Annotated in this window: 11 protein-coding genes; 3 read left to right on the plus strand and 8 right to left on the minus strand. The window is 44.0% G+C overall.

Annotated elements, in window-relative coordinates; translation table 11 throughout:
* Nucleotides 1-8: 8 nt before the first annotated feature.
* From AAEY88_RS07025 to AAEY88_RS07055, 7 genes are all read right to left on the minus strand, one after another.
* Nucleotides 9-689, minus strand: a complete 681-nt coding sequence (locus AAEY88_RS07025; protein ID WP_350560847.1) for a TetR family transcriptional regulator — start codon at nt 687-689, stop codon at nt 9-11.
* Between the two features lie 104 nt (nt 690-793).
* Nucleotides 794-2242, minus strand: a complete 1449-nt coding sequence (locus AAEY88_RS07030; RefSeq protein WP_350560849.1) for a deoxyguanosinetriphosphate triphosphohydrolase — start codon at nt 2240-2242, stop codon at nt 794-796.
* A 245-nt stretch (nt 2243-2487) separates the two neighbouring features.
* Entirely contained in the window at nt 2488-2892 is a 405-nt protein-coding gene (locus AAEY88_RS07035) for a hypothetical protein (protein ID WP_350560851.1), read from the minus strand.
* A 206-nt stretch (nt 2893-3098) separates the two neighbouring features.
* A complete protein-coding gene (ychF, locus tag AAEY88_RS07040; RefSeq protein WP_350560853.1) occupies nt 3099-4190 on the minus strand; it encodes a redox-regulated ATPase YchF in 1092 nt (363 codons plus the stop codon).
* Nucleotides 4191-4370: 180 nt separating this feature from the next.
* Entirely contained in the window at nt 4371-5180 is an 810-nt protein-coding gene (locus tag AAEY88_RS07045; RefSeq protein WP_350560855.1) for a phosphodiester glycosidase family protein, read from the minus strand.
* Nucleotides 5181-5242: 62 nt separating this feature from the next.
* Nucleotides 5243-7048: an FMN-binding glutamate synthase family protein gene (locus AAEY88_RS07050; protein WP_350560857.1), complete on the minus strand. Its 1806-nt coding sequence runs from the start codon at nt 7046-7048 to the stop codon at nt 5243-5245.
* A gap of 290 nt (nt 7049-7338) precedes the next feature.
* Nucleotides 7339-8175, minus strand: coding sequence for a helix-turn-helix domain-containing protein (locus tag AAEY88_RS07055; RefSeq protein WP_350560859.1), 837 nt, complete (start codon nt 8173-8175; stop codon nt 7339-7341).
* Between the two features lie 181 nt (nt 8176-8356).
* Between AAEY88_RS07055 and AAEY88_RS07060 the strand changes: the two genes are divergently transcribed.
* Both AAEY88_RS07060 and AAEY88_RS07065 read left to right on the plus strand, forming a co-directional pair.
* Nucleotides 8357-9541, plus strand: a complete 1185-nt coding sequence (locus AAEY88_RS07060) for an acyl-CoA dehydrogenase (RefSeq protein WP_350560861.1) — start codon at nt 8357-8359, stop codon at nt 9539-9541.
* A gap of 246 nt (nt 9542-9787) precedes the next feature.
* The gene (locus AAEY88_RS07065) at nt 9788-11065 is read left to right on the plus strand and encodes a CaiB/BaiF CoA-transferase family protein (RefSeq protein WP_350560863.1); all 1278 of its coding nucleotides are present in this window, start codon (nt 9788-9790) and stop codon (nt 11063-11065) included.
* Between the two features lie 102 nt (nt 11066-11167).
* Here AAEY88_RS07065 and AAEY88_RS07070 read toward each other — a convergent pair whose 3' ends face one another.
* Nucleotides 11168-11938, minus strand: coding sequence for an IclR family transcriptional regulator (locus tag AAEY88_RS07070; protein ID WP_350560865.1), 771 nt, complete (start codon nt 11936-11938; stop codon nt 11168-11170).
* 272 nt (nt 11939-12210) lie between these two features.
* On the opposite strand from AAEY88_RS07070, the gene AAEY88_RS07075 reads away from it, so the two are divergent.
* Nucleotides 12211-13677, plus strand: a complete 1467-nt coding sequence (locus AAEY88_RS07075; protein WP_350560867.1) for an NAD-dependent succinate-semialdehyde dehydrogenase — start codon at nt 12211-12213, stop codon at nt 13675-13677.
* Nucleotides 13678-13718 lie beyond the last annotated feature (41 nt).

Here is a 13718-nt window from a genome sequence, read left to right on the forward strand (position 1 = left end):
TATAAAGTTTAATCACTAAGGCGAGTCTCTTCACTAGACTTCCAATTGTAGGCGCCATAAAACAGCATTTGTGCTTGGCGGATACAATTATGTAGCATCAGCTGCTTTTCATCTTCGATTTCAGCCAAATCAACTTCATCATCATGATCTTCACAATAAGTTAGCTCCAGCCAATCGATAATCCAAGAAAAGAACATATTTATCCCAGCTTCAGACAGTAGCCGACGATCATGATCATTGATATGAGCAAATGCAGGCTGTAGCGCCAAGTCTTCTCCTAAAATTTTGCCATGCATTTTTATCAAATTATTGATAGCTTTACGCACCGCTTCTGAGCCCCCAAAGCGTTCGCTAACCAAAAACTGCCAATAACGTGGCTGTGCGCTGATGGTCTGCAAAAATAGCTGGATGCTTTTGGCAATTTGTCGGTCAAAGCTACGTTTGCGCCCAATTTGTAGGCTGTCGCTCAATATAGCTAGCGTACCGCCTAATTCCTCAACCACTAACGCCTGACCCAAGGATTCCATATCATCGAAATGGCGATAAAATGCCGTCGGTACCACACCAACCTCACGGGTCACTTGTCGAAGGCTAATGGAGCTAAACGATTGGCCGGTCATACAGAGATCCAGTACGGCATTAAAAAATGCCCGCCGAGTCTGAAGTTTTTTTTGTTCGCGACTGCTCATAATATTTCAAAATTATCCAATAGACGTTTATCATACTCATTTCAGCGCAAAAATACGAATGAAAACCTTATCTGTATGAAGTAAAGGTAATTTTTATACCCTACTTAAACCATTGTGCCCCAATGACCTTGCAATTCTTGTGCCAATCTATAAGCTTCATGGTCGTTCATACCTGTAATAAAATCTAAAATATTGAGAATGTTATGATAAATGTTATCTGATAATAGGTGTCGATGTTCAGTAAGGTGGGGTTGTAGTAAACTAAGCAGCCGCTGTTGTTCAAAAGACATAGGCGCGGTTTGTAATTTTTGTATCGGTATCCAGGCGAGTGGCATAAAAGAATCGAGCAGCCGATGCAAGCACTGATTGGCCATGAGCTCCATTCTTACTTTACTGGGATGGTTAAATATTTTCTCACGTGCCAATTGCTTGGCCTCATTGATACCGTTTTGAACATTCCTATCACAATGGGCAAACAAACTACCGGTTAGGGTTCCTGCTAGCATGGCATCGGCATTGGCCACAAAGGCATCGGTGACGGTATTGACCAAACGCATCATTGCCCGTGCACGTAGTGACGCTAAACTTTGCCTAACGGATATCTGTGGTGGCAGAATAATAGTAGCAGGGCGCTCGCCAATCAGCTCATAAAGTATATTCGCCACCTCGGTATAACTGAGCATATTAAGATGAACGCCATCTTCTAAATCTATCAGCGCATAGCAGATATCGTCTGCCGCTTCTAGCAAATAAGCGAGCGGATGACGAGCAAAGCCATCGTGATACTCTGAGCGCGGCAAATTCAAGCAAGCTGCTAACTCTTCTAATTGCGTAGCTTCACTATAAAAACAGCCAAATTTCTGTAAATCAGTCATTGCCGGTATTGTCTGGTTATGATTAACATCAGATTTTTTGACGTGAGAAGGGTTGCTATGCGTTGCTAGCCATGGATATTTCATAAACGCGCCTAGAGTAGCGCAAGTGAGACGCATACCACCGGTATCAGGATGATGCTCATTGCGCACCAATAACCGAAACCCTTGAGCGTTACCTTCATAGGCTAGAACATCCAAGCGTTCATTTGTACTTAAATGCTGCAATATTATCTCGCGCTCAGGATGCAAAAACCAGTCACGAATGGCATATTCTCCGGCATGACCAAAAGGCGGATTGCCAATATCATGGGCTAAGCAAGCTGCTTGCACAATCACCCCAACATCGGCGGGTGTGACTCCCGCTGGTAAGCCGTTTGGCAATTTATCATGTAACTTTTCTGCTGCCATCATTCCTAATGAGCGCCCAATACAAGATACTTCCAATGAATGAGTTAAGCGCGTATGAATACCCAATTGATTGGTCAGCGGATGCACTTGGGTTTTTTGATTGAGCTGGCGGAAGGAGTGTGAAAAAACCAAGCGATCATAGTCTTTATGAAATTGGGAACGTGTGGTTTCAATAGATCTAGAGTTTTTGGATGAACCAAGACGCTGCGAATTTAACAGATAAGACCACTGGCTAGTTAAAGATGGTGAGGACGTTAGATTGCCTTGCATATTGAATAATATCCGAGACTAGAGTGACCTCTAGCATAGCAAAATAGCATCCTTGGTACACCACCTAGAAGGTTGTATTTTTAGAGCATTGTATCTTCTCAATCAAAGATCAGGAAAAATCCAACATTGCCCTGTGAATAGGTTTAAGACTTCAGATCATGACAGTTGAATAGTACTTTTTCTTTTTCGATAGGAATATTGCTATCTAAAGTTTTATTAATCAAAGTAGCGTCATCTCCATCAACCTACCAAATCAATCCAGCATTATCATTAATTCCATATTCTGTTTCATAGCTCATCATTGTCGTTGAACTAGATATGGCTGAACTGGCTACGACTGGACTGGGCGTTAGATCATATTGAATACCATCAATTAACAAATGGGTGCCGTTTTCGTCAGCTGGTATATCAGTGGGTTTTTCAGCTGGTGCGGCATAATGTGCTTCAATAATTTGCTTAGAGCCACACTCATAAGTGGTCATGGCTATAGCTTGATGGTCATGATTGCGTTCATGTTCACTCTCATGTTGGTCATGGTCGTGACCTTCAACGTCGGTAGTATGGTCATGGTGCTCATCAGGATTTTCACTGTCCCCTAGAAGCGCTTCAGAACCTTTTTGACAGCCACCTATTAAAAGAGATAAAGACAACAGGGCCGCAAAAGATTTAGGGTTATCCATAGATAGTAGGGAGTGTATAAAGTGAGCTCATTATAGGTTAAGAAAATGACAATACTATATATATGTAATGTTATAATATAACACATGAAAGATATAAAAAAACCAACGAAAGCTAAAATCGTTGGTTTTTAAAATTATTATCATTCAAAAAAGTTAAAAGAGTAACTGTCTGGTCGTTAGACGTTGAATCTAAAGTGCATCACATCGCCATCTTGGACGATATAGGTTTTACCTTCTAAACGTGATTTACCGGCTGCTGCTGCGCCTTTTTCGCCATTACACTCAATAAAGTCGTCATAAGCGATAACTTCAGCACGAATAAAGCCGCGCTCAAAGTCAGTATGAATGACCCCAGCAGCTTGAGGCGCAGTCGCGCCGATAGCAACGGTCCAAGCGCGTACTTCTTTCACACCAGCAGTAAAGTACGTCTGCATATCAAGTAAGTCATAACCGCCGCGAATCACTTGATCAAGACCGGCCTCTTCCATACCCATATCTTCTAAGAAATCTTTTTTGTCATCTTCATCGAGTTGAGCAATCTCAGATTCGATTTGATTGCATAGTGCAATGACAATCGACTCATCACCAGTCGCATAGTTGCGTACCGCATCAAGATAAGGGTTATTCTCAAAACCATCTTCGCTGACGTTAGCGATATACATGGTAGGCTTAAGAGTAATAATGCCATAGCTTCTGATCAGCTTCTTCTCATCGGTATCGAGGTTTGCCGCGCGCGCTGGTTGTCCTTCAGCTAATAGCGGCTCGATTTTTTTAAAGACATCTAACATCGCTTGCGCGTCTTTATCGCCACCTTTGGCTTTTTTGCCTAAATTATGCATGGCACGGCTAACGGCTTCAAGATCGGCTAAAGCCAGCTCGGTATTAATGATTTCGATATCATCAATCGGGCTGATGCGACCATCAACGTGCACCACGTTATCATCATCGAAGCAGCGCACCACATGGGCGATGGCATCGGTTTCACGAATATTAGCTAAGAACTGGTTGCCCATGCCTTCGCCTTTTGAGGCGCCAGCAACGAGACCAGCAATATCAACAAACTCCATGGTAGTTGGCAATACGCGCTCAGGCTTGACAATATCAGCCAGCTTCTTTAGGCGTAGGTCAGGTACAGGAACGATACCGGTATTGGGATCTTTGGTGCAAAAGGGGAAGTTTTCAGCGGCGATTCCCGCTTTAGTCAAAGCATTAAACAAGGTGGATTTACCCACGTTTGGTAGGCCGACGATACCGCAGTTAAAACCCATAATGGTCTCTCAATAAGTTGGTTTAATATGAAATTAAAATTGGGCGTATTGTAGCAAAAATTACCGACTTGCGGTTGTTGTTCTGTTTGAGTTTTTTATGGTTATTGAGGTTTAGAGCTTTTAAGCGGGCAGGGTGTGATACTAAAGATCGCTTTAGCTGACGGCTCTAGGTCAACCTCCTTATTTTGTCTCAACCACACCAATTATCACACCCATTTCCTTTTTATCGTGCTTATCGATTGTTGGTGCGTACAGTGCTGAAGCAATACCACCATCTAAAAACAGAGCGTTTGGGCAGTGCAGCTCCTCTTTAAAAAGTGTCGCAAATTGATAAAAATTGACAGGCTCATTACTATTCACAAACTGTATGCTGCCATCTGTACAGACGCCAGCGCCATTACGGAACTTAAACGAGGTGCTATCTAGATTGAACTTTGGATGGATGGTGTCGTTGATGACTAGCATCGGCCCTGATTGAGTGGCAAACCAAGGCTGTGCTAACCCTTCTTCAAGTTGCTGTTTTAGAGCATAACTTTCAGTAATTTGTACGTTACCAGCTTTATCCCACCACATCACCCCATTGGGCAGTAGGTGAAAATTACCGCCACCTTTTTTAAGGTTTAATGACAATATCTCTTCACCTTCGATGACCGTATAGCCAATCGGAGCATAGCGCTCATTATACATACCCGCATTCATCGCAAAGGTAAGGGTTTGCTGCGCTGGTAAGGCGGCTAATAAGTTATCAAAGGTGAGAAGCGCTGTTTTGTTATCTGCTTTTTGCCAAAATAGCGCTAGCGAATAGCGGGAATCGGTTAACGCATCCGCATCAATACGACAAGCACTATAGGAGAAAGGCGACGCTTGCGTCTGACACGACCACTCTTCCGCAGTATTGGATGTATCAGTAGTGAGCGGCTGGCAAGCACTGAGGCTTAGAGTAAGCGCCAGCACAGACATAGCAGGTACAGCAAAAGTAAAGCAGGTCATCAATTACTTATCTTCTATAATAATAGGGAGATGGTTTATAGGATGTCATGTCCTAATACCCTTTAGTTATTTATGTGCGGCAGGTCGCGAAAGGTATTATTGACATTACCAATTAGCCTGCCACCATTGATATCATTTTCCGCGCCTGCAGTGGTTGTCTCTACTGTTGGGGCGTTGGTTTCTTTGCCCTTGTCCCGCGAGTCTTTATTATAGGCAATCAGCGCATCGTTATCTGCTAAGAAAGTATCAGGGTTGGCCATTACCCACATCTGATTAAAAACATCCGCGCGGGCACTGTGATCCAGTAACGCGCCTTTATCGGTAAAGTAAAAGAACTTTGATAGCAGTTTAATCTGCCCATCATCCAAACGCCGAGCAATATGATAGGGTTGTAGCTGGCTAGGATGTTGTAAGCCAACCGCGCCAACGATACTGGCAAGTGATTTAACAGTGTTCTTATGAAAGTTTGCCACGCGCTCAGCTTTGCTAGGGACGTCGAGCGCTTTTTGACGATAAGGATCTTGAGTGGCAACCCCAGTAGGGCAGGTATTGGTATGGCAGGAGCGCGACTGAATACAGCCAACCGCAAACATAAAACCGCGTGCCGAGTTACACCAATCTGCGCCCAAGGCAATTAAGCGTGCAATATCAAAGCCGGATACGATTTTACCACTCACGCCAAGCTTAATTTTGTCACGGATACCGGCGCCCACTAAGGTATTGTGTACCAATAAGAACCCATCAACCATTGGCATGCCGACGTTGTCCATAAATTCTACAGGAGCCGCGCCAGTACCGCCTTCTGCGCCATCAATAACGATAAAGTCAGGATAGTTATCAGTCTCAATCATGGCTTTGACAATCGCCATAAACTGCCATGGCTGACCAATACATAACTTAAAACCAACAGGCTTACCTGCTGATAGCTCACGCAATTGCTGCCAAAATGCGACCAACTCACGCGGGGTACTAAAAGCTGTATGCGAGGATGGGGACACGCAGTCTTGACCCAGTGGCACTTGGCGAGTATCGGCAATTTCTTGAGTAATTTTTTCTGCGGGAAGTACGCCACCTTTACCAGGCTTGGCACCTTGTGACAGTTTAATTTCTATCATTTTGACTTGTGGATCGACCGCTTTTTCAGCAAAAGACTGCGGATCAAAATTACCCTCGTCATCACGGCAACCAAAGTAGCCGGTACCCAGCTCCCAAATCAGATCGCCACCGAACTTACGATGATAAGGACTGATCGCACCTTCACCGGTATCATGAGTAAAGCCGCCCATCTTTGCACCTTGATTGAGCGCCATAATGGCATTGGCGGACAGACTACCAAAGCTCATTGCCGAGATATTAAATACTGACATATCGTGCGGCTGCTGACAACGCTCGCCACCAACGCTAATGCGAAAGCTTTTATTCTCTAAGGGCTGACTGATCGCCGACTGTAAAAACCACTCTTTACCATGCGCATATAAGTTATCAAGGGTACCAAAAGCATTGGTGTCGCTAACATTCTTGGCGCGTTGATAAATCAATGCTCGCTGCTGGCGTGAAAACGGTACTTGTTCTTTGTCATTTTCTAGCAAATATTGCCGAATCTCAGGTCGAAAATCCTCAAGCACGTAGCGAATATGACCGGCAACGGGATAATTGCTCAATATGGCATGCTTGGTTTGTATTAAATCATAAATGCCCAAACCCACACCCAAGCCACCGAGGACGATGAGCCACCAATTAAACAATAGCAGACCGGCTAAAAACAGCAAAATTGCTGCGCCAAAGGTACTGTAACGCAGTAACACACCGACTAGGTAGGGAGCGTTAGTATTTGGCTTAGGGTTTAAATTGGTACGAGATTCGGGCATAGCAACACTCAACTATAAAACATAGAAACTAAAAAACGTGGCAATCATTAAATTAAATAATGAAAATAATAGGGTAGCGACTGCTTCGATAGTGACAGTCGACAATGCTATTAATAAGCCACGCATATAATGTGACTATAATATCATGGGTTAAGGACAAATTGAGTAACGGCTTGCTAACGCCGTTGCTATAGATTAATGAGTATCGGCAATAGTCGACATGTTCATAGCATTATCTACCTAGTTGCCAGCTGTTATTATTGGCAACTAGGTATCAATCAATCGCGACTCTAAGTACCGCGCCCAACCCGCTCTGCAAGTGCTTGCAACTTCGGTACTATCATTGCCACGTATTCTTTGGCTTGCCAATTTGACCGAGGAACACTGGCATTTAATGAATAGGCATAATGTCCAGTCGTTACATCAAAAACACCCACTGCCACCGCTAAAATATCCGTAGAAAACTCCCCATCAGATAGCGTATAGCCATGGATTTCATAATAGGTTGATGCATCAATTAATGCCGTTTGCGCTTGTTGAAACTCAGCGTCAGGTAAGCACGTTTGTAAGTTAGCCATTATTACCGTTTGCCGAGTAAGCGAGCTTGCCGCATAAAAGGCACGTCCAATAGCGGTTCGCGCAACGGGTACTGCTGAGCCGATTTGCAGGTTTACTGAAAGACGAGCAGGGCTACGGCAACAAGCCAAATAACGCATTTCTCCTTCGATTTCTGTCGCTAGATTTACCGATACTTCATTTTGCGTGGCAAATTGGCGTAATAAAGGTTCAGCGAATGCCACCACATCATGACGACTCCAAGCTTGCGCACTAAGTCGTACGGCGCTGCTGCCCAATTGATATTGTCCCTGCGCTGTTGTGCGTAAAAATCCAAGCGTAGACAAAGTATAAATCAGACGGGTAACAGTTGCTTTGGGCAACGCTGTAAGCTGACACAATTGCTGATGGCTAAGATGTTCATGATGTTCAAATGCGGCAAGTAACGTGAGTCCGCGGCCAAGTGCAGTGACGAATTGTCGATCATCAGCCGCTTTGCTGTGGGTAAGGGCAGCGTTCATTTGTTCTAATAGTGGCGCTGCTGCTGTGGTTATTGGTAAGTTTTTTGTCATTTTACAGCCGTAATTCAGGATAAAGGTTTACAGCAGACATAAATTCTGCTTAAATGGTTTTATATTATGAAACTAAGTTTCGCACAGCGGAATAAATAATTCAAGTATTAAATAAGCGTTAACTATTAAGCAAATCAAATACTACTTATTAGTCAGGACGACTGACACCAAGGAGCACAACATGGCAAAATCTAGCAGCCCACGTTTTGATTGGGAAGATCCTTTTTTATTGCGTGATCAGTTGACTGATGAAGAACGTATGGTTATGGACACAGCTCACCAGTTCTTTCAAAAAGAGCTGATGCCAAATATTATTGAAGCCAACCGTAATGAGCATTTTGATCGCAATATTATGCGTCAAATGGGTGAGATGGGGCTGCTTGGGGTCACTATTGATGGCTATGGCTGTGCTGGCATGTCGAGTGTCGCATACGGTTTAATTGCCAAAGAGATTGAAGCGGTAGACTCAGGTTATCGCTCGGCTATGAGCGTACAGTCAAGCTTAGTGATGCATCCCATACATGAATATGGTACTGAAGAGCAAAGAGAAAAGTATCTGCCTAAGTTGGCTACTGGTGAATATGTCGGTTGTTTTGGTCTGACTGAACCGGACTCAGGCTCAGATCCATCATCAATGTCAACGCGTGCACGCAAAGTTGATGGCGGTTACGAGATGACAGGTAGCAAAATGTGGATCACTAACAGTCCTATCGCCGATGTATTTGTGGTGTGGGCAAAAGATGATGAAGGCGACATTCGTGGCTTTATTCTAGATAAAGGCATGAAAGGCTTATCAGCGCCTAAGATTGAAGGTAAATTTTCACTACGCGCCTCAGTGACTGGTGAGATCGTCATGGATAAAGTGTTTGTCCCTGAAGCCAATGCTTTCCCAGATATTCGTGGCCTTAAAGGTCCGTTTGGCTGCTTAAATAAAGCCCGTTATGGCATTGCTTGGGGCACAATGGGTGCGGCTGAGTTCTGCTGGAAAGCATCGCGTCAGTATACCCTTGATCGCAAGCAGTTTGGACGTCCATTAGCAGCCACCCAGTTGGTACAGTTAAAGCTTGCCAATATGCAAACTGAGATTACTCTCGGTTTACAAGCGGCGCTACGTGTGGGTCGTTTGATGGATGAGGATAACGCAGCGCCAGAGATGATTTCATTGATTAAGCGTAACAACTGTGGCAAGGCGCTGGATGTTGCCCGCGTCGCCCGTGATATGCATGGCGGTAATGGTATATCTGATGAATATCATGTTATTCGTCACGTGATGAACTTAGAAGCGGTCAACACTTATGAAGGAACGCATGATATTCATGCCCTTATCTTAGGTCGTGCGCAGACTGGTATCCAAGCATTTTCTTAATCTGCTCTTTCTATAAGCTATTTTTTGCAAACGCTTAGCAATGCTTCAATAAAACCATTGCTAAGTACAGATTTTAAACGACAAACGACCATTACTATTTAGCTTTCGATTAAGCATTCTATAGTGGTCGTTTTTTGCGATTTGTTACTCAGAAATATCTCGATAAGTAACATTCAAAAATAAAAAATAGTAAAACACGTCAAGTAACGTGCCAAAAGCTAAGGGACTATTAGATAGGGAACTATTATGACCACAATATCATCGCAGACAGAGCAACCGCAGTCTATCAACACTGTTAATAGCAATTCCAATAGCAATGATGCTAATAATAACGCTCCACAAGGAGCATTAGACGGTATCAAAGTACTGGATTTATCTAGAGTATTGGCAGGGCCATCCTGTACTCAAATCTTAGCTGATTTAGGTGCAGACGTAATTAAAGTTGAGCGGCCGCATATTGGTGACGAAACTCGTCACTGGGCGCCTCCTGCATTTAGTGATGAAACCTCAGCATACTATGCGACCATCAACCGTAATAAAAAATCATTAACTGTCGATATTACTACTACAGAAGGCCAAGCTATCATCAAGCAGCTTGCTGCTGATAGTGACATTGTGGTTGAAAATTTTAAAGTCGGTGGCCTCAAAAAATATGGCTTAGATTATGACAGTCTAAAACAAGATAATCCCCGTCTGATTTATGCGTCTTTAACGGGCTTTGGTCAGACAGGGCCTGATGCTGAGCGTCCAGGTTATGATTATATTATTCAAGGCTTATCGGGGCTAATGAGCATCACTGGCCCTAGTGATGGTGAACCGCACAAAGTAGGCGTGGCGGTGGTCGATTTGTTCGCAGGGTTGCAGCTTACCATAGGTATTCAAGCAGCATTACTGGCACGCCAACAGTCGGGACGTGGACAGCAAGTGGATGTGGCGTTATTTGATAGCGCGCTTGCACTGCTGGCGAATGTTGGAATGAATCATCTGGCATCAGGCAACGTGCCGCCAAGATTGGGTAATCAACATCCAAACATTGTTCCTTATCAAGTATTTGAAGCTGAAGGTGAGCAGCACTTTATTTTAGCCTGCGGTAACGATCAGCAGTTTACTAAGCTTTGCCAAGTATTAGCAGTTGATTGGCAGCAGGACAGCCGCTTTGCAACCAATCCTGCACGTGTTGAAAATCGTGAACTATTATCAACATGGCTGTCAGAAAAGTTTGTACAGCAACCGCGTGCTCATTGGCTTACAGCCTTGCATAATGTTGGGGTACCCTGCGGTGCCATTCATGATATTGCCGAGGCGCTTGCCATGCCGCAAACACAGGCACGCGCGATGATTGTCGACTTTGCCGCGCAAGGTAGCCCTGTGCGAGCATTGGGTAATCCAATCAAGCTATCTGCCTCACCGGTTACTTATCGCTCGCCACCGCCACGCCTAAGCGAGCATACTGACGCCACTCTAGCAACGTTAGGCTATGATAGTGACATGATTACCAAATTAAAAGCTGACGGTATTGTCTAACTGGCTATTGTTGAAGCACTACTGTTTAAAACAGTAGTGCTCAAAGTACTTTATTTCCCATCGTTTGAACCACAAACTGCTAACTTAAGAATTGCCTAAACTTTACACTGAACGCGAGGTGTTAAAGCCCAAACATTTCTCCATTTGCTCAGCAAGCTCGATAAGTACGGCACTGACTTCTTCGCGCTTAGACTCGTATTCTGCTTGTAAAAAGCTGACTGCCATACCTGTGATGGCATTACCTGAGGCGTTACGAACATAGGTGCCCAAACAATACATACCATCACGTAGCTGTCCATCATCAAGCGAGATACGGCTACTATGAATAGTGGTAAGCTCATCGGACAAGGTGGCAAAGTTGTTTACACCATTAGGGGTTAGGGGTGTCGGAAATACCCCCTCATATAACGATTCGATAGTGTGCATAGATAAGGTAGATAGCATGGCCTTACCCGTTGCTGAAAATACCGCAGGTACACGGACACCAGCGCGGAAGGTAAAGCCAAGTGGAGCAGGAGCTTCATGACAGGCCAAAAATACTACTTCGCCTAAGTCCATTTTAGATAAGGTGACGGTATGTTGTAGTAGCACAGGGTATCGAACAATCAAATCTTTAAATAACTGAATAACCCCTTGCTGCTGCTCGTACTTACCTGCCCAATAAAGCAGATATGAGCCCAAATGAAAGCGGTTATCAGAATCTTTATAGATGACGTGTTTACTAAGTAGGCTTTGCAAAATATTATGGGTTGAGCTACGCGCGAGCTCTAGCTCCTTGGCAATATGAGCAGCGGTGAGGGGCTGCGAGCTATCCGTGATTAAGTCTAAAATCTGAAAGGTTTTGTCTAAGGCGGGAACAGCAGTAGTGCTCATAAATAACCTATAAGTAGGGAAGAAAGTGAATAATTGTGTGTAATAAAGCTAAAGATTACGATAAAAGGTGTAATAAGGGTTGCAATGTGACTCGTATCATTCTTATAATGGTGTCCCATATATAGAATCATTGTTCAGTATATTGAACAATTAGTTGGTTATCAATCATTATATAAGTTACATGACCTATTTTTTATAAAAATTAATCTTCTGATAGCCGTTTTATTCATAACTATAAATAAGCAATAAGCTTAACAACAAGGAGCGTTACTATGCTAAAAAATACGCTAAATCTAGCAAATCCAGATTTATTCAAACAGCAATGCCTTATTAAAGATGGCTGGCATGTCGCCAGTGATGCTGTCACCATTGAGGTGAGTAATCCGTTTAGCGGCGACGTCATCGGTACCATCCCAAGCTTGACCAAGCAAGATGTTAATGACGCTGTTGCTCACTCTCATGAAGTACAAGTATCTTGGGCTGCCAAAACTGCTCAAGAGCGCTCAGTGCTACTACAGAAATGGGCAGATCTTATTGATGCCAATAAAGAAGACTTAGCGATTATCATGACTGCTGAGCAAGGCAAGCCTTTAGGCGAGTCTCGCGGTGAGATTGGCTATGCTAATAGCTTTATCCGTTGGTTTGCAGAAGAGGGCAAACGCGTTTACGGTGATGTTATTCCTGCCACTCAGTCGCAGCTGCGTTATGTAATCTTAAAGCAACCGGTTGGCGTTTGCGCCGCGATTACTCCTTGGAACTTTCCTGCTGCAATGATCACTCGCAAAGCTGCGCCTGCGCTTGCGGCTGGTTGTACGATCATTATTAAGCCTGCCACTGAAACTCCTTTTTCTGCTCTGGCACTAGGTGCATTGGCTGAGCAAGCGGGTATTCCCCCTGGTGTCATCCAAGTGGTCACTGGTAAATCTTCGGTCATCGGCGATATCTTGACTGGCGATGCTCGTATCCAAAAACTATCATTCACTGGATCTACTGAGGTCGGACGTACCTTAATGGCGCAGTGTGCACCTACTATTAAGAAGCTGTCACTAGAGCTTGGTGGTAATGCCCCTTTTATCGTCTTTGATGATGCGGATTTAGAAAAAGCAGCTGAAGGCCTAATTGCCTCAAAATACCGTAATGCGGGCCAAACCTGTGTTTGTGCCAATCGTGTCTACGTTCAGGACAGCATTAAAGATGAATTCTTAGATATTTTCATCAAAAAAGTTGCTGAACTTAAGGTCGGTAATGGCATGGAAGAAGGGGTTAATGTCGGTCCTTTGATTAATGAAAAGGCTCTACAGAAAGTCCAAGCGTTACTAAAAGATGCCCTCGATAAAGGCGCCACCCTGATTACTGGTGGTAGTACTAATAATGCCTCTCCATTAGCTTATAACCCGACGGTTATTAGCGACATTAGTGATGACATGGACATTGCCAGTGAAGAGATATTTGGCCCTATTGCACCGATATTCACTTTTGAGAGCGAAGAAGAAGTGATTCATGCTGCTAATGACACCATTTATGGACTGGCAGCTTATTTTTATAGTGGTGATTTTGCGCGTGCATGGCGGGTTACCGAAGGACTTGAATACGGTATGGTTGGTCACAATACTGGCATGATTTCCACTGAGGTTGCGCCATTTGGCGGCGTGAAGCAGTCAGGCTTTGGTCGTGAAGGCTCAAAATATGGCATCGAAGAATATGTCGTAACCAAATACTGGTGCAGTGACATCAGCTAGTTCTACCCACTTAGCATGGTAATTAATTCAAATTAAATAGG

The organism is Psychrobacter sp. CAL346-MNA-CIBAN-0220, from assembly GCF_040309805.1.
Lineage (GTDB): Bacteria > Pseudomonadota > Gammaproteobacteria > Pseudomonadales > Moraxellaceae > Psychrobacter.